We start from the raw sequence: 22889 nt of genomic DNA, 5'->3' as shown, positions 1-22889 counted from the left end.
TTTAATCTATTAAATTTGTAAACTCATTTAGTTCCTCATCAAAATCAAAATCTTCCTCTAACTCTTCACTAGTTTCTTCTTCAATGATACTATCATTCTTATTAAAAAATGCCTTTGTAAGGCTACGTACTGTAGGATATTGAAAAAGGTGAACAATCTTTATTTCTTCTATAAACTCAGCATTCAAAACTGATAAAACCTTAACCATATTGATAGAATTACCTCCTAAATCGAAAAAGTTATCATTTACTCCGATTCTTCCTATTGGAATATCAAATTCATCTGATATTATTTGTACTATTTTATCTTCAATATCATTTTCTGCGGCAACATACTCCTGTTTTACAAGGCTCTGCTGATCTATATCAGGTAACTTTGCTTTATCTATTTTACCATTAGAAGTTACTGCTACTTCATCAATTTCGATGAAAAAGCTTGGGATCATATAGTCCGGCAAGTTTCTCCTAAGAATAGTCTTTAACTCTTCTTTATTATACTCATCGCCAGGAACAATATATGATACTAGTATAGGCATCCCGTTTTTTTCTGTTATCGCTGCAATTGCCTGCTTAACCAAGTTCTTTTGTTCTAATAGAACATACTCGACTTCTCCCAACTCTATTCTATATCCTCTAATTTTCACTTGTGAATCCTTCCTACCTAAAAAGTCAATATTTCCATTAGGTAACCATCTAGCCAAATCTCCGGTACGGTATAACTTTTCTCCAACAACAAAAGGATTATCTACAAATTTTTCTTTAGTCAATTCCGGGCGATTTAAATATCCTATGGATAATCCGGCACCTGCTATACATAACTCACCCATGACTCCTTTTGGTTGTAATTCGAGATCTTCGGATAAAATATAAACCTTGGTATTTGCTATTGGTTTTCCTACTGGAATTTTGTCTCCTATTTCTCCTTGATACGTGAGCGTACATACGCTGCTTTCTGTTGGACCATATCCATTCGTATAGATCCCTATTTCAGAAAACTCTTTGGCTTTTTGTATTGGTGCTTCCTCTCCTGCCGTAACAAGTCGTTTTATCGTTGATAGTTTATCTACGTCTAAGAGCGTTACGAATGACGGAGGCAATATTGCCAATGTAACTTGATGCTTTTCAATATAATTGATAAAAGCTGGTATGTCTAATTTCATTGATTCTTCCAAAATCACCAATGTAGCTCCTCCTAATAGACTGATCAATATTTCAAAGATTGAGGAATCGAAACATTGATTTGAAAATTGTAAACAATTCTCAAAGGAATTAATTTTAAAAGCATCTATTTGAGATAAAATGGTGTTCAAAATCGCTTGATGCGTAATCATTACTCCTTTAGGCTTACCTGTAGTACCAGAAGTATATATGATATAAGCTAAATTACCTGGTTCAACCTTTACATCTAATCCTTTTTCGTCAAAATCTTGTTTACAGTTATCAAATTCATCTATCAAAGTGGATTTAATTATCCTTTTACAGTTACTATCATTAATGATATATTCTTTTCTAACTTCAGGAAAACTTGGATCTATTGGCAAATAAGTACAACCTAATTTAAATACTGCTAGCATTGTTACAATAAGCCATTCTGATCTTTCCAATTCTACACCTATGATATCTCCTCTATCAATAGAATAGGTAGCTTGTAGATATCTGGCTAACTGATTGGAAATCTGATCTAACTCCAAATAACTTAATGACTTCTGCTTATATTTAATCGCTACATTATCTGGTGATTGAATTACTTTTTGATTAAATAATGAATTAATCACTAATTCATTTTGATAGGTAACAGAGGTATTATTATAATGTTCTAATAGCTCTTGTCTTTCATCTGTATCCAAAAATTCCAGATTATTAATATTCTGGTTTGGATTATCCAGTACTGAATGTATTAGATTTTTATAGTGTTGCGCCAATTGTACTATTGTTTCTTCTTTAAATAAGTCGCTACAATACTTAACCCCCACACTTAGTCCTTTTGGTGTTTCTGTGACACTAAAAATTAATTCAAACTGAGATTTTTCGTAAGTATAAGGACCAGATTTAAGAGTAACATCTCCTAATTTATATTCTGGATTTTCTTCTTTATTTTGAAGAACAAACATTACTTGAAACAAAGGACTTCTGCTCAAATCTCTTGTTTTCACTGTCTGGTTTACTACTTGTTCAAATGGTGCGTGCTTATGAGCGTAAGCATTTAATGTATTTTCCTTTATCGTTTTTAATAAATCATTAAATTTAGGATTTCCATCAAGGTTACTGCGTAATGCCAAGGTATTGATAAAAAAGCCAATTAACTTATCCACTTCTTCTTGTTCTCTATTGGCAATAGGTGTTCCTATACAAATATCAGTTTGATTACTATACCTACTCAATAGTACTTTGAACGTAGTTAATAATGTCATAAAAAGCGTCGTGCCTTCTTTCTCTGAATAATCGTATACTCTTTTTGAAGTATCTGTATCTATAGTAAAATGATAATGATCTCCTTGAAAACTTTGTTGGGCCTTTCTAGGGAAGTCGATTGGAAGGTTTAATGGCTCTAAATCTTTTAAATGCGCTTTCCAATATGATAATTGTTTATCGATAAAATCACCTTTAATTTGTTCTCTTTGCCAAATACTGTAGTCAACATATTGTATACCTAATGGTTTTAGCTTAAAAGTAGGGTCATTTATTAATCCGTTATAAAGAAGTTCAAGTTCTTTTAACAACAATGAAACTGACCACCCATCTGAAGCGATATGATGCATCAAAATCAATAATTTTGATGTTTCATCACTTTCAGAAAAAACACTTGCTTTTAGCATATAGTCTTTTTCAAGATCAAAAGGTTTATGAATTTCACTAATTATTAATTGTTCGATACTTTTATCACCCATATTCTCAAAGTCACGAACCAAATTCATTTTCCATTGATCAAATGGAATGACTTTCTGATACGCTTCTCCTTTGTTTTGGAGATATATGGTTCGCAAAACTTTATGTCTTTCGATTATCGTTTTAAAGGCTTTTTCTAAGATTTCAAAATCCACCTGACCATCTAAATCAAAAATTAGAGGCATATGGTAATGAGTACTTCCACTTAATTTATCAAGGAACCAAAGTCTTTCTTGTGAAAAAGATAATTGGGGATATTGTGGTTTGTTTTCTACAAATTTAATTTCGGTAATACTATCTGTATTTTCTTTTTCTGCAATTAAACCTGAAAGATCCTGAATGTTTTTTGTGGTGAAAAATTCTACAATTGATATTTCTACCTTAAATTCATTTCGAATATGTGTTAGCATACGCATCACCAAAAGTGAATTCCCTCCTAATTCAAAAAAGTTTTCTTCAGTCCCGATATTTTCAGTTTTTAGAACTTTTTCCCAGATCTCAACCAATTTTCTTTCTGAATCATTTTTTGGAGCTACATACTTGCTTTTACTTATATTGGAAACATTTGGTTCTGGAAGAGATTTTCTATCTATTTTACCATTTAGGGTCATTGGGAACTCATCTAATACCATCAAAAATGACGGAACCATATACTTAGGTAATTTTAGATTGAGGTATTCTAATAAATCATTAGCATTGTGCGCTTCATTTATTGTTAAATATGCTGCTAGGCTTTTAGTTCCATTATTATCAACGGAATTCACTACACTTTTTATAACTCCAGGGAATTCTTCAATACTATTTTCGATTTCACCAAGCTCAATCCTATGCCCATTAATTTTTACCTGATTATCTATTCTTCCCAGACATTCTAATTCTCCATTAGGCAACCAACGTGCTAAATCACCGGTTTTATAGATTTTACCTTTTCCAGAAAAATTGTTAGTTATAAATTTTTCATCAGTCAAATCTTGTCTACCCAAATATCCTTTAGAAACTCCATCTCCTCCTATACACAATTCACCTATTACTCCAGTAGGACATAGTTGATTAGAACTATTTAGTATATAAATCTGGGTGTTAGCTATTGGTTTTCCAATACTTATATTACGATCTTCATATATTTCTTTAATAGTGGACCAAATAGTAGTTTCGGTTGGGCCATACATATTAAAAAGTGGTTTTTTTCTAAGCTCTCCTAATTGTCTGGACAAAGACAAAGGCAGCGCCTCACCTCCAATTAATAAGGTTTCAATCTGTTCTAAAGCATCTCTACCTTCTTTATCTATTAACAACTCTTGAATAAAAGAAGGAGTTGATTGCAGGTGTGTTATCTGATTTTCTTTTATCAAACTAGAAGTAGACCAGTCTAACTCCATTCGTTTTTTTAAGAACTGATTTTGAGTTTTTGATCGTGATATCAAATCCTGTAATCCTTTCAAGTGCTCTAAATTTGATAAAACAATGTCTGTATCAATTCCATAGTCTATTAAGCACGCGATTTCATTTACTCCAACTTTATACAATTCCTGAATCCGTTTCATACAGGTTTCTGGAGTTCCAAATAAACCGCTTGTTTTATAAAAACGTTGGAATCCCATTTCAATCAATACATCAAGGTCTTTCTCTAAATCAAGCCCCTTATCATCAGCGATAGATTTCATCAGGTTTGCTGAATGACGTAAATAATTTTTAAATGGTTCTTCTACAGTTTCTTTTACAAAAGAAAGATCGTTACTAACAAAAGTGTGTAGCATCAATGAAACCTTTCCTTTTTCGGGATCAAATCCATTTTCTTTCAGGGCTTTTCTATAGCTGTCGATTTTAAATTCAAGATCTTCTATACTTTGCCCAAGTAAATGCGTTAATACATTAGCTCCTATAGATCCTGCATATTCAAATGTTTTCACATTTCCACCAGAAGTAATCCAAATAGGTAATTTACTCTGAATTGGCTTTGGATGTATTCTGAAAGTGGTATCCTTACCAACTCCATTTTTTCGTGTTAGTGTTCCTCCTTCCCATAATTCAACTACCGTATTTAATTTATCCTGCATCTTTTGATGACGTGTATGGTAGTCATCTGGAGCCAAAACAAAATCATTTGGATGCCAACCAGATGCTATGGACATTTCTACTCTTCCATTCGATAAATTATCTACCATAGACCATTCTTCTGCCACTCTTACAGGATCGTGTAATGGCAACACAACACTTCCTGATCGTATAGTAACATTATTTGTAATTGTGGATACTGCTGCTGCTGCTACAGAAGGGTTCGGAAATTGATCTCCAAAACTATGGAAATGTCTCTCTGGAATCCAAATCGCTTCGAATCCATTTTTATCAGCGAATTTGGCACCTTCCAATAATAATTTGTACTTATTTTCAACTGTTATTTCTTCCTGAGCCGCAAAATACAATAAACTAAAATCCATAGCTGATGTATTATCTGTTAGCATAACAGGCCTATCCGGTTGTAATACAATTTTACTACCTCTGGTAAGTGTCCAAATAATTTCTAAAAATGAGATGTCAAAATTTATACTTGTAACAGCAAGCCAATTCTCATCTTTTTCTAGCTGACCAAATCTATTATTCAATCCCGCAAAGAAATTGGATAAGTTTTTATGTGTTACTAGTACTCCTTTTGGTTTTCCAGTAGTACCGGAAGTATAAATGACGTATGCTACATTTGAAAAAGTTGGTAAGAATTCTAAGTTTTCCTTTGAACTTTCCCAAATAGATTCCTCTTCAAAAGAAATGATACTAGCATTTTTTGGTAAAAGCCCTGCAATTTCTTCTTTTGTAATTAAAAACTGAGCCTTACTATCTTCGACCATATAATCAATACGATCTATTGGATATGATGGATCTAATGGCAAATAAGTAGCTCCACTTTTTAAGATTGCAAGTATTCCAATCATCATTTCAATAGAGCGGTCTATACATAATGCAATAACTGAATTTTCCTGGATTCCCGAAGCTAATAAATAGTGGGCTAATTGATTTGATCTCCCATTTAATTCTGCATATGTTATTTCTTCATTTTGGTAAGCCAGCGCTATTTTTTTTGGAGTGCTAGAGGCCTGATCTAAAAAGTCTTCGACTACTGTTTTTTCAGGGTTATATGAGACTTTAGTATCATTAAATAAATTCAATAACCTACTTTTCTCTTCATCATTTACCAGTGATATTTTTTGAATTTCTAAATTAGGTTTATCAATAGAAGTCTTCAAAAATTCTTCAAAATTGAACGCTAAATTCTTTATAAACTCTTCTTCAAAAATATCGGTATTGTATTCTATAAAAAGACTTAAATCATTATCATCTTCTACGAAATTAAAAGTAATATCATATTTACTAACTGTATTTTCAAAATCGTTGTAAAAAGAACATTTTAAATTTGTAAAGCCGTCTTCTGTCTTTACAGAAGTATCATTCTTTTGTTGATGCGTTACCAGAATGTCAAATAAAGGTGTACGACTTACATCTCTTTTTAGATTCAGTTTGTCGACTAAATCTCCAAATGAATAATTAGAATTAGCATATGCCGATTCCAGATTTTCCTTTAGTAGTTGGAACAAATTGAAAAAAGAAGTTGTCGCTTCAAATTGTGTCCGAATAGGTAATGTATTGATGTATAAACCTATTTGATTTTGCAATTGAGAATTATTTCTTCCAGAAACAGGTGTCCCTAAAATGATATCCGTTTGCGAAGAATATCTGTACAGCAGTCCATTGAGAGCTGCCATTAACGTCATAAAAAGAGTTCCTTTATTTTTTCTAGAAAATGATTTAAGCTCTTTTAACAATTCTTGGTCAAGATTACTCACAAAACTTGTTCCTACATAGGTTTTAACCGCAGGTCGTAGCTGGTAGGTAGGTAAATTAATTACCGGAAGTTCTCCTTTGAATTTTTCTAACCAATACTTTTCTTCCTTATCAAAATTGTTTGTGTTATTACTCCATTCACTATAATCTTTAAATTGTATACTAAGTTCTGATAATTCAACCTTTTTACCTGAAATCAATGAATTGTATATCTCTCCTAATTCTTTAATGATGATTTCAATTGATCTTGCATCACTAATAATATGATGAATATTGAAACACAAATAATAAATATTACTTACACTATGTATAAGATCAACTTTAAATAATGAATCTCCTTTCAAGTCAAATGGACTGCTCGCAAGTCTGGTAATCTCCTTTCCAATAAACTGACTATCTAAAACTTCATGTTCATTTACTTCAAAACCAACCTCCTCGACATTAATTATTTTTTGTCTTACATCACCATTTTCGGATTCCACAAATTTGCTTCTCAAAATTTCATGGCGTTCCATTAACCTTTTGAAAGTTGTGTTCAGGATATCGATGTCTAGATCTCCTTCCATCTTCAAAACAAAAGGTATGTTATAGGCAGCATTAATCTCTGGCATCTGACACAAGATCCAAAACCTAAACTGTGAAGAAGTTATAGCGTATGTTTCCATATTCGGAGACATCGGGATCTTTATCTGATTCTTTTCAACAGAAATAGAATTCAAATATTCTATAATATTCTCCTTGTTATCTTTAACAAGTTCTATAAGAGAATCATCTACATCATCCCTATAAAAAACAAGTTCCAGATTCCCTTCTAATAATTTTATTCCTAAGCCGTTATCTCGGATTTTCTTTATTAAAGATGCTACTTCCATTTTATATAATAATTTTTTTCTTCTCGATTTGTTTTACTTCTTCGTTTTGCCATTGTACATTTTCAATATGTAATGACAGGAACTCAATGGTAGGTGAACTAAAGAATTGTTCTATTTTGATTACTGTTTTGTAGTTGACATTTATACGATTTAGAAGCGCATTAACGGTTAAACTATGTCCTCCTAACTCAAAAAAATTATCTCTTATTCCAACTTGGTCTATTTCTAATAGATCTTTCCATTCTTCTACTAATTCTATTTCTAACTTATTTCTAGGTGCAACATATTCCTGACTACTAGATTCTAAATCTTCTAATTCTAATAAAGCTTTTTTATCAATTTTACCATTGGGCGTTAATGGGATCTCTTCCAAAAATTTATAATATGATGGAAGCATATAAATCGGTAGCTGTTCCAAAAGAGATTCTCGTAATTTGTGTTGATCCAGATTGTCTCCTACTAAGTAAGCTACAATGTTTTTTTCTCCTTTGTAATCTTTTGTTAGTACAACAGAATTTATTACCGATTCTTCTTTAGTCAATGCGTGTTCAATTTCTCCCAGTTCAATTCGATGTCCACGAATCTTAACCTGATCATCTTGTCTACCTATAAAACCTATTGTACCATTAGCTAACCATTTTCCTAAATCACCAGTTCTATACATTAATTCTCCAGGTTCATATGGATTTGGTACAAATTTCTCATTCGTGAGTTCAACTTTGTTTAGATATCCTGATGATAATCCTTCACCTGATATACAGATCTCTCCCACTACTCCAATAGGTTGTAATAAAAGTTCATTTGACAGGATATAAAACTGAGTGTTTGATATTGGTTTTCCTATCGGTAATGATTGCTTATGAGATTTATTTATACGATAACAGCTACTATACGTTGTATCTTCAGAAGGACCATATAAATTTCTTAACTCTACATCATATTTCAATAATGCATTACTTAAAGAAATAGGAATCGGTTCTCCTGCCATATTAATACCCACAATATTGTCAAAAAGTATATTATGTTCTAATAAGCTATCTACTACAGAAGGAACAGTGTTTATTAATATCTGCTTATCTTTTGAAAGGTATTTGGTAATTGATAAGCCGTTATCTATTACTCTAATTTTCTTACCAATAGTTAAAGGATAAAAAATTTCAAAAACTGATAAATCAAAACAATGAGAAGTTACCGCATACAACATTTCAAAATTAGTAGATGAAAATTCAAGTTTACTCCAGTTGAGCATTGACACCGCATTACTATGCTTTATCATTACTCCTTTTGGTATTCCTGTAGAACCTGATGTGTAAATTATATAAGCAACATTAGACGAGCTAATTTGTACATCAACAGGCTCTTTTGAGGTATTCTTTTCTTCTTTAAAAGTTGATAATAAATTATCATCTATTATAACTTTACAATTACTATCTTTTTCAATATATGTTATTCTCTGTTTTGGATATTTTGGGTCTATTGGTACATAAGCACAACCAAGTTTTAATATTGCTAATAATGATACTACTAACCATTCATCTCTATTTAGTTTAACTCCTATTAAGTCTTCTAAATTAAGAGTGTATTTTTTTGACAAAAAATGAGATAATTCATTTGAAAGCTCATCTAATTCTTGATAGGTAAATTCTTTTTCTTCATATACAACTGCAGTAGCTTTTGGTGTCTTTTTTACTTGTCCTAAAAATAAATCTACAATTGTTTCATTTTCTGGAAAGGAAGCCTCTGTTGTATTAAAATCATCTAATAATTGGGTTCGCTCTGATTGCGTTAAATAATCAATAGTTTGTATACTTTGTAGAGGTTTTGAAATACATCCATTTAAAAAACCTTCGAGATGTTTGAATAGTTTTTCTATAAATGACGACTTATATAAATCGGTATTATATTCTAAATATAAATGCAAACAATCTTCCTTTAGAGAAAAGATAAAACTAATATCAAATTGACTTACTTTTCTATGATTATTCTTGTATTCATTAAATGTTAGTCCTTCTATAGAAGAATCATCCGATTCTAGTAATCCTCTTTGGTTTTGAAACACTACCATTACATCAAATAGAGCAGAGCGACTCGTATCACGATGTAGATCTAAAGTATTTACCAAATCATCAAAAGGATAATCTTGATGCGAATATGCATCTAATAATGTGCTTTTTTGTATCTCTAAAAGGTCATCAAAACTGTCTGATTTCTGAAATTGAGTGCGGATGGCCAATGTGTTTAGATATAAGCCTATCTGTCCTTCTAGATCTGGATGATTTCTTCCTGCTATTGGAGTTCCCAATACTATATCACTCAATCCTGTATATCTCGAAAACAAACCATTTATACCTGCCATTACAGTCATAAATAAACTTGCTCCTCTTTTTTCTGAAAACACTTGTAAACGATGACTAAAATCTTTTGAAAAAGTGTATGTCAATGAGTTCCCTTTGTATGTCTTAATTTTAGGTCTAGATTGATACGTTGGAAGTTCTACAACTGGCAAATCACCTTTAAATTTATCCAACCAAAAATCTTTGGATTCTTGTAATTTAGATTGTTGTAATTCTCCTGTTAACCACTCTGCATAGTCCTTATACTGAAGTGATAGTGTGGGTAAAATAATATTCTTATTATTTAACAGACTACCATATATTACTGCAAATTCTTTACTAAGTATCTCCATTGACCATCCATCACTGATGATATGATGCATATTAAATAGTAATAAATGCTTTCTTTGAGATAATGTAACTAACTGTAATTTTAAAAGTGGTGCTTCACTGAGATCAAAACGATGTTTGTTGCTATTTTCGATAATTGATGCAACTGCAAAAGATTGATCGATTACATTACTTAAATCTTTTTGATCAATTATTACATCAATCTCATCAATACTTTTTATGTACTGTCGTACATCTCCATGATTATCGGTTAAAAAAACTGTTCTTAGACTTTCATGTCTTTCTATAATAGCGATAAGTGCTTTTTTTAGTTTACCAATAGCTACTACACCTTCCAATTCATAAGCTCCTGGAATATTATAGGCAATACTACCTTCTTCAAACTGACTTAAAATCCAGAGTCTTTTTTGAGAAAAAGTCAACGGGTAATTTTCTTTTTCTTCTGCTTTAGGAATATCCGATTGTGTATTCTTTTGCAATCTCAAAGCTATCCCAGTAATAGTAGGATCTAGAAACATATCTTTTATTCCTAACTCGAGACCCAATATTTGCTTTATTTTATTACATACCAAAGTTACCTTTAGACTATGCCCTCCTAATTCAAAAAAGTTATCTGTGACTCCTATACCTTTGGCTCCCAATACATCTTCCCAGATCGATACTAACTGTTCTTCTAACTCATTCTTAGGTGCTACATATTCTTTTTGAATCAAGTCTTCCTTTCCAATCTTTGATAATGCTTTCTTATCTACCTTACCGTTGGGAGTTAGTGGTATTTTATCTAAGGAAACATAATAACTAGGTAACATATAATCTGGCAATTCTTTACTTAGATCAGATCTCAATTCTTTTTTATCTATAGTTTCTGTACTAACCAGATAAGATATAATTGCACTTTCTCCTTGAACTTTATCAACTATAACCACACATTGCTCAATCGATTTTTTTCTTAGAATTACATTTTCTATTTCTCCCGGTTCGATGCGGTATCCTCTAATCTTTACTTGATCATCTTTTCGCCCCATAAACTCTACAGTACCATCAGCTAACCAACGACCTAAATCACCTGTCTTATATAATCGGTTATTATTCAAAAAAGGATGTGTTATAAATCTATCCGAAGTAAGATTAGGATCATTCAAATATCCCCTTGCTAAACCGTCGCCTCCTAAACAGATTTCCCCAACTACCCCAATTGGTTGAACTTGCAAATCATCATTTAAGATATATACTGTGCTATTACTTATTGGAGATCCAATAGGTATTTCATTTTCTACTTCAGTTATATTGTGAGTCAAAGAAAATGTGGTATTCTCCGTTGGGCCATAACCATTAATTAATTCCAGATTTGGAAAAACTTCCTTTATAGTACTAATATGTCCAGCTGATAATTTATCTCCTCCTACCAGAACTGTTTCTAACGATTCAAATATCCCCATATCATTATCAACCAGTTGATTGAACCATCCAGAGGTAAACCACATTACGTTAACTGTAGCATCTTTAATTTGTTTATTCAATAATGTACTATCTAGCAATACATCTTTAGTGCAGATAACTAACTTCGATCCATTTAATAAAGTTCCCCAATACTCAAATGTGGTAGCATCAAATGAAAATGCTCCTGTGGTTAACAATACATCTGATGGCGAAAACTGATAGTAGTTTGATGATTTTACCAACCGAATAATACTTTGTTGCTCAATTAATACACCTTTAGGAGTTCCTGTCGATCCCGAAGTATACATCACATATGCAAGATGATTCTCTTTAGTTTTTACTTTTGGTAGTGATTTTAATAAAGTTTCAGAATTCCCAAATGACTCTAATAAACTTTCATCAATAGTAAACTTACATTTGCTGTCCTTTTCGATATATGCGATACGTTGTTCCGGATAATTTGGATCAATAGGGACATAGGCGCCACCCGTTTTTAAAACAGCTAACAAAGTAATTATTAACCATTCGCTGCGATCTAGTTTAACACCAACTAAATCTTCAATTTCAATATCATAATTACTTATTAAGTAATTTGCCAATTGGTTGGATAGCTCATCCAATTCTTTATAGGTTAGCTCTTTTTCTTCAAATGTTATTGCAATTGCATCAGGAGTATTTATAGCTTGTTCAACAAACAGATCTACAATTGTTTTACTACTTGGGTATGGAATTAAGGTGTCATTAAAATCATATATTATTTGTTTCTCCTCTAATTCACTTAAATAATTGATTTTAGTAATTCTTTTATCAGAATTGGCGATACATTCTTGTAAGAAATTTTCTAAATGCAGCGCTATTTTTTCTATAAAAACAGCTTCATAAATATCTGTATTGAATTCTAAATCTAAATTTAACTGTGAGTCTTGTTCGGAAAAAACAAGTGTAATATCAAATTTGCTAAATGACTTCTCTGTATTTTGATATGGTACTAATTGAACTTCGTTAAAAAGCAATCCTTCTGGATCAATTACCTCTTGCTGATTTTGAAAGACTACCATGATATCAAATAAAGCCGATCGACTAATATCTCTCTTCAGTTGCAATTCATCAACCAATTCATCAAAAGGATAATTTTGATGTGAATAAGCATCCAATAAAGTTGATTTTTGAATTGCCAGTAACTCTTTAAAACTAGTAGATTTTTCGAATTGAGTTCGAATAGCCAAAGTATTCAAATACAAACCAACTTGCTCTTCTAAGTCTGGATGTTCTCTTCCTGCCACAGGAGTTCCCAATACAATATCCCCTGTATTTACATATCTCGAAAATAGACCATTAAGGGCTGCCATTAAGACCATAAACAGCGTTACCTCATTTTGTTGAGTATATGTATTAAGCTGGGAAGTAAATGCTTTAGAAAACGAATGTCTAACGTTAGAACCGTTATAGGTTTTAAGCTTTGGCCTAGCTTTCTGAACAGGTAATTCCAATATTGGTAAATCCCCTTTGAATGTATCCTGCCAAAATAACTTTGATTTTTTTAAATTCTCCTGTTGAACTTTACTATTCTGCCATTCAGAATAGTCTTTATATTGAATATTCAACTTGGGTAATTCTAGGCTATTCCCAGATACTAGAGTGTTATAAATAAGCATAAACTCTTTCTTTAACACAGCCATAGACCATCCATCTCCAATAATATGATGCATATTAAATACCAATACATATCGATCAGGAGAAACTCTTATAATTTCCCCAATAAATAGTGGTCCGTTTTCTAAATCGAAAATATGTTTCTGAAACGATTTAACGTGATTTGCTATAATTTCTTCTGTAATATTCTCACCGATATCAATAAGTTTTAATATTGATGAGTATTCTTCTATCGGAATTATATATTGTCCTAAATCTCCACTTTTATTTTCTTTAAAAACCGTGCGTAAACTTTCATGTCTATTTATTAAATGGTTGAATGCCAATGATAGTTTATCAAGATCTAATATTCCATGAAGTTCAAATGCTCCAAATATATTATAAGCCATACTACCTTCATCGAACTGACTTAATGTCCATAAACGTCTTTGAGAAGAAGTTACATTATAGTACTCCTTTTCAATAGAACTTGGTATAGGCTCATATGAAGAAAGTAAACTAATCAACTGCTCTTTATGAGTTTTGATATCGTTCACAATTTCATTGGTTAAAATACCTTTTGGAGCACTAATTTTTATATCTCCATCTTGTACTTTAACACCAATGCTTAAGGACTCCAGCGTATGAATTAAATTTTCTATCACAATATATTTTTTAAGATTATACTGATATATCTGAAGTTAAATTTCAAATATCAGTACACAGATATTACAATGACTTTAAGTCAAATAAATTGAATATTGATCTTGTTTTGATCTCGGTATAAATTAGTGCAAGTAAGTTCTGGTTAGACAATAAACCAGTAGGTATTTTATATTATTACTTCATCAAAATCGTCAATACTATCGGATTTTAATTGATTTTGAAAAACAATGAATTTTAGCTTTGTAGATACCCCAATTATTTCCTGAGTATCGTATAAATCTTGAATCGAGAACCTTGTATCAAAAGCCTTATTTATTCTATTTACCAGAATTGTTGCTTTTAGGCTATTCCCTCCTAATTCAAAAAAGTTATCAGTAATTCCAATCTTTTCTATTCCTAAAACATCTTTCCATATAGATACTAAATGTTCTTCTATCTCATTTGTAGGAGCTACATATTCTCGTTGAATAAGATCTTTTATTCCAACTGATGGCAGTGCATGTTTATCTACTTTTCCATTTGCTGTCAAAGGAATAATATCCAAACTCACATAATAACTAGGTATCATATAATCTGGTAATTCTTGACTTAATGAGGCTCGTAATGATTGTTTATCAAATCCTTCTTTAGATACAATATAAGCTACAAGCACTTGATCTCCGTTTTGCATATCTACTTGTACTAAAACTTGTTCTATTCCAGGTCGAGAAGCTATTACATTTTCAATTTCTCCAAGTTCTATTCGATAACCTCTTATTTTTATCTGATCATCTTTTCTACCGATATACTCAATAGTACCATTAGGCAACCAACGAGCTAAGTCTCCTGTCTTATATAATCGTTCACCAGCCATAAAAGGATGACTTATAAATTTTTCGGATGTCATCTCCTTGTGATTAAGATAACCTCTAGACAAACCTGCTCCAGAAACACATAACTCTCCAACTACTCCAACCGGTTGTAATCTCAATGAATCGGATAAAATATACACCTTGGTATTTGAAATAGGACGACCAATAGGTATTGCATCTTCTAAATGATCTTTTAAATCAAAACTAGTAGTAACAACAGTATTTTCTGAAGGCCCGTAATTATTATAGATCTTTAAGTTTTTAATTCCCTCAGGCAACTTAAGTGCTTCACCTCCAGTCAAAATTTTTGTGTGTTCTAATTCCAAACTTTCTAATACTAACTCTTCGCAAATCCTTGTTGGCAAATATGAATGTGTGATTTCATGTTGGTCTAAAAAATCTTTAAGCAAGTTAACATCATACCTAACTCCTTTACTAGCAATAGGGTATAATGAACCACCTGATAACAAGTATGGATAAATCTCCCAAACAGAAGCGTCAAATCCAGATCCTGCAAATAAAGTTCCTCTACTTGAGATGTTCAAGTCATAGGCATCCATATGCCAGAAACACAGATTCAACAAACTACCATGTTCTATCATAACTCCTTTAGGCTTTCCTGTGGAACCTGATGTATAAATTATATAAGCTAAATTTGTTGGTTTTATTGATACTATTGGAAGCTCTTTTGATTGAGGTTCTGAAGATCTAAATAATTTTAGTAAATCGATGTCTATAGTTAACTTACAATTGCTATCTTTTTCAACAAACGATATTCGTTGTTCTGGATAATTTGGATCAATAGGAACATAAGCACATCCTAATTTCAAAATTGCTAGTAAGCTAATTATCAACGAATCACTCCTTTCTAATTTTACACTGATAAGGTCTTCAATATCAAGAGTATAATTTGATTTCAAATAATTTGCCAATTCATTTGACAATTCATCTAATTCTTTATATGTAGTTTTTTTTCCTTCGAAAAAGATAGCAGTTGAATTTGGAGTTTTGATCGCTTGATCAATAAATATATCTACAACTGTCTTATCCTTTGGATATATAACATCTGTATTGTTGAATTCATGTAACAACTGATGTTCTTCTTGAGTTTTCAAGAAATTAATATCTACAATGCTAAGACCTGGATCATCAATAGCATTTTCTAAGAAACTTTCTAAATGACATACAAGTTTTTCAATAAACACAGCATCATAAATATCAGTATTATATTCCAGATGTAAAGAAATTTTTCCTTCTTGCTCGGAGAAAATGAAACTAAGATCAAACGGAGTTACTTTCCTTTGAATATCTAAATAAGGCTCTAATGATAATTCTTCTAATCCTAGATCTGAAGAACCTAGTAAATTATGTTGATTTTGTAAGACCACCATAACATCAAATAGTGCTGATCTTCCGGTATCTCTATTAGTAGCCAATTCATCAACCAAAGTATCGAACGGGTATTTTTGATTGGAATAGGCATCTAATAGTGTAGATTTTTGAATTGACAACAAATCTTCAAAGCTTGCATTCTTATCAAATTGAGTACGAATAGCTAAAGTATTCAAATACAGTCCTATTTGTTGTTCTAAATCTAAATGATTTCGTCCAGCTACTGGTGTACCAATAATAATGTCACCTGTATTAACATATCGTGATAACAAGCCGTTAATTCCTGACATCAAAGTCATAAATAAACTTGCTCCACGTTTCTTACTAAACAATTGTATAGATGTACTTAAATCCTTAGAAAAACTATAAGAAAATGAATCTCCATTATATGTCTTCATTTTCGGCCTCATCTTATTTACTTGAAGCTCTAATACAGGTAAATTACCAGATAATTTCTTATGCCAATATTCTTTTTCTTTATCTAATTGTTGAAGTTGTTCTTTACTTGTTTGCCATTCAGCATAGTCTTTATATTGTATAGATAATTCGCAAAGATCTACTTCTTGACTGGTAACTAAGCTGTTGTAGACTGTTATAAATTCTTTGCTCAATATCTCCATCGACCAACCATCTCCAATAATATGATGCATATTTAGCAGCAGTACATGATTCTCTGGAGTTAACTTAATAACCATTCCTTTGAATAATGGACCATTATATAAATCAAAACCATGGTTTTGATTTGAAACAACTAAATCTTCTAATAGTGCAGAAGAATCTGATTCTGAACTTATATCCACAAATTCTAATGTTATATCCATTGAGTTAGCATCTAAAATATGCTGCCTTACCTCTTCTTGATCATTTTCCCTGAAAACGGTACGTAGTACTTCATGTCTATCAACTATCTTAGTAAAAGCCTGAAATAACTTATCTGGATGAAATCTACCTTTTAGTTTAAATGCACTAGGTATGTTATATGCTACATTTCCTTCCTCAAATTGACTCATAACCCATATACGTCTCTGAGAAGATGTTAAACTATAACTTTCTTTCTGAGATGCTTTTGGAATACTATGGTAAATACTCGCTTCTAATTTGGAAACTACTCCTTCAATTGTAGGATTTAGAAACATGTCTCTTACGGATATTTCTAAATCTAAATGTTGTTTGATTTTATTAACCAGCAGCGTTATTTTTAAGCTATGCCCTCCCAATTCAAAGAAGTTATCAGTGATACCAATACCTTCTACGCCTAACACATTTTCCCAAATAGACACTAACTTTACTTGTAAATCATTGGTAGGAGCTACATATTCTTGAAGGGCTACATCCTGATTCCCTACTAGAGGTAATGCTTTTTTATCTACTTTACCGTTTGGTGTCAATGGAATAGCATCTATCTCTACATAATAACTCGGTAACATATAATCAGGTAATTCTTTACTTAGAGATAAACGTAAATCTTTTTTATCCAACGGTTTTTCGGCTACCAAATAAGCTACAATTACCTCTTCACCTTCAATTTTCTGTGTTACAACAGAACACTGATTTATAAAATTTTGAGATAACATAACATTCTCAATCTCTCCTAATTCTATACGATACCCTCTAATTTTAACTTGATCATCTTTTCTTCCGATGAATTCTATTGTTCCATCTGGCAACCAACGACCTAAATCACCTGTTTTATATATTTTTCCCCCTAATAAATAAGGGTTTTCCACAAACTTTGTAGCTGTTAACTCTGGCTGATTTAAATATCCCCTTGATAGTCCTTCTCCTGAAATACATATTTCTCCTACTACTCCAACAGGTAACAATCCAAGACCTTCTGATAATATATATATTTGAGTATTTGCTATTGGACTTCCAATAGATACGATGTTTCCTTCAAATTGATTTTTATTAATCTTACAAAGTGTAGAACTAATCGTTGTTTCTGTAGGTCCATACTTGTTATAAAAATCTGAAACATTACTCATTTTCATAATTAGATCTCTTGAGCATGCTTCACCTCCAGAGACAATTCTTTTTATGCTCTTACAAAATTTAAGATCATTTAAATGTTGTAAATAAGTTGGTGTAGAATGAAAATGTGTTATCTCATATTCGTTTAAAGCTTTTACAAACATTGAAGGGTCAATGATATAATCTTTTGATATTATGATTAATGATGCTCCATTCAATAAGGTTAAAAACAATTGTTCTATGGATGCATCAAATGCTGGATTAGAAAATAATAAAACACGCTCTGTACTATCAAAATCAAATTCTAAAGACTGATTTTTTATATAATTCACCAAACTCTTATGCTCAACCATTACACCTTTTGGTCTACCTGTTGAACCTGAGGTATAAATTACATACATAAGATGCTCCGGTTTCAAAGGTACTTCTGGTAATCTCTCGTCATGATTGTTTTGCTGAGATTTAAAATGGGTTAGTAATTCATTATTAATTACAGCTTTACAATTACTATCATTTTCAATAAATGACGAACGTTCATAAGCATCACTAGTAGGATCAATTGGCACATAAGCTCCTCCTGTTTTTAATACAGCAAGCAATGAAATTACAAGCCATTCGCTTCTATCTAATTGTACTGCTACTAAGTCCTCAACATCTATTTTGTAATTAGCTATTAGATAATTACCTAATTGACTAGACAACTTATCAAGTTCCCCATATGTGACCTCTTTTTCTTCAAAAATTATAGCTACTTGATCAGGTGTTTTTTTAACTTGATCATTAAATAGATCTACAGTAGTTTTATCCTTTGGATAAGTTATTTTAGTATTGTTAAAATCTACTAATATTTTATGCTTTTCTATGGTTGTTTGTACATCTATATCTTCTAGCCTAACATGATCAGAAACTAATATTTGTTCAAATAAATTTTCTAAATGAGAAAAGATTTCTGTTACAAAAGACTCTTCATAAATATCTGTATTATACGTTATATGAAGTGACAAATCTTCTTTCTCTATAAAGGCAAAAGAAAGATCAAATTGAGAAGTCTCACGCGTTATATTAAACGGGCTTACCACTAATTCCTGAAGATCTTCTCTATTTTGGAAATCTGATAATTGTTTTTGGTTTTGTAATATGACCATTACATCAAATAATGGTGATCTGGAAGGATCTCTTGCTACCCCAAGCTCTTCTACTAGTTTATCGAAAGGATATTTCTGATGTGAATATGCTCCTAACAATTGTTGTTTTTCTTTTTGAAGTACATCTAAAAAACTATCCTCTTTATTTAACTGAGTTCTTATTGCTAGTGTATTTAAATACAGACCTACTTGTGGTTCAAGATCAGGATGTTCTCTTCCAGCGATAGGTGTACCTATGATAAAATCCTCCTGATTACTATACTTTGAAAGCAAGGTTTTAATTCCAGACATCAAAGTCATAAACAAGGTAACATGGTGTTTTTGTGAAAATACCTTTAGATTAGACAACATTTCTTTCGAAAAATGATAGTTCAGCTCTTTACCTGTATATGTCTTTACAAGTGGACGATTTTCATAAGTAGGTAAATACAGCACTGGTAATTCTCCTTGAAAAACATTTAACCAATATTCCTTTGCTTTCTTTAACGCATTCTCAGTATTTGTTTCTTCCAACCAAACTGCATAATCTTTAAACTGTATTGGTAAATCAGGTAGTTTTAAAGAATTTTCTGACTGTAGTTGTTTATAGCTTTCTACAATCTCCGAAGTTAAAATCTCTAATGACCAACCATCACTAATAATATGATGCATTGATAAGAAAAACACAAAGTTGTCATCATTAATTTTTAATAATGAGGCATCAAATAAAGGAGTTTTAGACAAATCATATCCTTTATCTTTTTCCTCTTTTATATAATTCTCAACTTTTTCGTAAGGCAGATCCGATTTAGAAAAATCCTTTATTATTAATTCAAAATCAAAATCTGCTTTTGATAATACGTACTGTCTTAGGATACCCTCTTCATTAGTTTCAAAATATGTACGTAGTATTTCATGACGACCAATTACATAATGAAATGCCTCTTCAAATTTTTCTATATCCACATTTCCTTCTAAAGATACAGCGCCTCTAATATGATATGCTTGTGTACTCTCTTCTATTTGACTTAACAACCATAAACGATGTTGTGATGACGTAATTGGATATGAATCCGAAATAGGTGCTGTTTCTATAGAAATAAACGTATCATTTTTTAAAGTTTTCCTTATATCTTCAATTGTCGGATTAGTGTAAAAAGACTTAAAAGGAATATTGGCGCCCATAACCTTATAAGCTTTATTTATAATTTGTGAAATCATAAGACTATGACCTCCCAATTCAAAAAAATTATCCTTAACACCAATGTTTTTTATTCCTAACACCTCTTCCCATATATTCACTAAATCTTGCTCTGTTTTATCTCTGGGTGCTACATAATCCTTTTTAACGATATCTACCGTAGTAATTTCGGAAAGTGCTTTTTTATTTACTTTTCCATTTGGGGTAAGAGGAACGGAATCTATTGCAATAAAATAAGTGGGAACCATATACGATGGTAATCGGCTGCTTAAATAATCTCTTAATTGAGATTTATCAATAACACTATTCTCGACATAGTAACCAACTAAAATTTCTTTTTCCTTAACTTTTTTAACCGCTACAACAGCTTGTAAAATATCTTCGGAAAACTCTGATATCGAATTTTCGATCTCGCCTAATTCTATACGATATCCTCTCAGCTTTACTTGATGATCTTTTCGTCCTAAAAATTCAATGTTTCCATCTGGAAGCCACCTTGCTAAATCTCCAGTGTCGTAAATTCGTTCTCCAGAACAATAGGGATTTTCTATAAACTTTTCAGCGGTTAATTCTGGACGATTCAAATACCCTTTTGTTACTCCGATTCCAGAAACATATAATTTTCCAATCGCACCAGATGGTAACAACTGTAGATGTTCATCCAGAATATATGCTTGAGTATTGGTTATAGGTTTTCCTATAGGAATCGATTTATATACTTCTGTATTTGATAATTTATAGCATGTACTATAAGTAGTGTCTTCTGATGGACCATAAAGATTTCTAATCTCTGCTTTTGTAGTTAAAAGTTTTTGAGCTATATCTACAGGAAAAGGTTCTCCAGCTAAGTTCACAGCACTTACGCTTGATAGGTCATAAGCTTCTTCTAGTACGTTTCGAATACTGGAAGGAACTGTATTTAATAACACCTTGCTATCGTTTTCTAAATGCTCTCCTATTTCTAGTGCATTATCCAATAGTTTTATTTTCTTCCCTACTGATACCGTATAAAAGAATTCAAAAACAGAGAGATCAAAACAATGTGATGTAGCTGCATATACTACTTCAAAATCAGTGTTTTTAAATTCATCCTTTGCCCAATTAATTAAAGCAACCGCATTCTGATGGGTAATCATTACACCTTTAGGATTTCCAGTAGTTCCTGAAGTATAAATGATATAGGCTAAATCACTCGATTTAGTATCAGTTTTTATATTCTGTTTTGAATACTTAAGTCGATCTTTCTCAAACTGATTTATTTGTTGCTGGTCAATGACCAATTTACAATTACTATCACTTTCTATGTAAGCAATTCTCTCTTCAGGATAAGTTACATCAATAGGCACATACGTAGCTCCTGTTTTAAGTACAGCCAAAAGTGAAATTAATAATTTTTCAGTCCTTACTAATTTCACTCCAACAAAATCACCAGAAGAAACACCTATTTTTTCTACCAAATAATGAGCTAATTGATTAGATTGGTCATCAATTTCTTTATAAGTGAATTCCTTTCCTTCATATTCAAGAGCAATGTCATTAGGAGTTTTGGCAACTTGTGATTGAAATAATGAAATAATTGTATCAGACAAAGAATCCATATTACCATAAGTATCTCCTACATATATAAGTTTTTCTTTTTCTTCTTCGGATATGATTTCAATTTGAGAAACCTGCTTTTCTATGTTTTCTTCTAATCTCTTAATCCAAATACTAAATCTATTCAGGAAATGATTTGCAAGTTCCTTCTTTACAAAATTTTCTGAAAAAAGGATAGAAATTATGATGTCCTTATTTTCTTGTTTAGTTACGTTTAATGAAAATGAAGAAGAACTATTTTTATCGCTATTATAAGAAAATCCATATGGCGTATATTTTACAAATTCTTTTCCTTCAAACGTATCTAAATCATAACCCTTATGCTTGTATACATCCTGAACTTCTTCCTTAACTTCTTGAAGAAACTGTTTAAATATTTTATTGTTTATAGCTGAAAAACGATATAACAATGAAATATCTTCATCGGGAATCAAATCATCCGAGAAAATCATATAACATTCCCCAAAATAACGTTGTAAAAGCGTATTGAAAACGGTTAAAAGAATCGTAAATTCAGCAATATGATTATCTGAGGTTAATTTATAAAAATAGGATAAATCCTCTGCTTTTATTGAAATACTATCTTCAGATGAAATTAACTCCATAGAAGTATTTAAATGGTCAGAAGAAAAACCTTCCAGTTTATTAACCCAATATTTTGTTGTAATTTTTTTCTGAATCATATCCATTCTAATTATTTAGTACGCTCCAAAAATTAAACTATTATCATATCAATTGGAA

At 31.4% G+C, this 22889-nt stretch carries 3 protein-coding genes; all 3 read right to left on the bottom strand.

Going from position 1 to position 22889, the window contains the following annotated elements; all coding sequences use genetic code 11:
• Position 1: 1 nt before the first annotated feature.
• The 3 genes from J8L88_RS10790 to J8L88_RS10780 all read right to left on the bottom strand — a co-directional run bounded on the left by J8L88_RS10790 (position 2) and on the right by J8L88_RS10780 (position 22831).
• Positions 2-7591 carry a non-ribosomal peptide synthetase gene (locus tag J8L88_RS10790; RefSeq protein WP_211060735.1) on the bottom strand — a complete coding sequence of 2530 codons (7590 nt, stop codon included), beginning with the start codon at positions 7589-7591 and terminating at the stop codon, positions 2-4.
• Between the two features lies 1 nt (position 7592).
• The gene (locus J8L88_RS23765; RefSeq protein ID WP_371813648.1) at positions 7593-14012 is read right to left on the bottom strand and encodes an amino acid adenylation domain-containing protein; all 6420 of its coding nucleotides are present in this window, start codon (positions 14010-14012) and stop codon (positions 7593-7595) included.
• 167 nt (positions 14013-14179) lie between these two features.
• Positions 14180-22831: a non-ribosomal peptide synthetase gene (locus tag J8L88_RS10780; protein ID WP_211060734.1), complete on the bottom strand. Its 8652-nt coding sequence runs from the start codon at positions 22829-22831 to the stop codon at positions 14180-14182.
• Between the last annotated feature and the right edge of the window lie 58 nt (positions 22832-22889).

Source organism: Aquimarina sp. MMG015, assembly GCF_018100855.1.
GTDB classification, from domain to species: Bacteria; Bacteroidota; Bacteroidia; order Flavobacteriales; family Flavobacteriaceae; genus Aquimarina; species Aquimarina latercula.
Note: the sequence above shows the minus strand (reverse complement) of the source record. Positions and strands in the feature narration are given on the sequence as shown.

What these genes read in the sequence shown, in the direction of transcription:
- J8L88_RS10790 (WP_211060735.1), bottom strand. Translation starts at nt 7,591, where the DNA reads ATGGAAGTAGCATCTTTAATAAAGAAAATCCGAGATAACGGCTTAGGA.
- J8L88_RS10780 (WP_211060734.1), bottom strand. Translation starts at nt 22,831, where the DNA reads ATGATTCAGAAAAAAATTACAACAAAATATTGGGTTAATAAACTGGAA.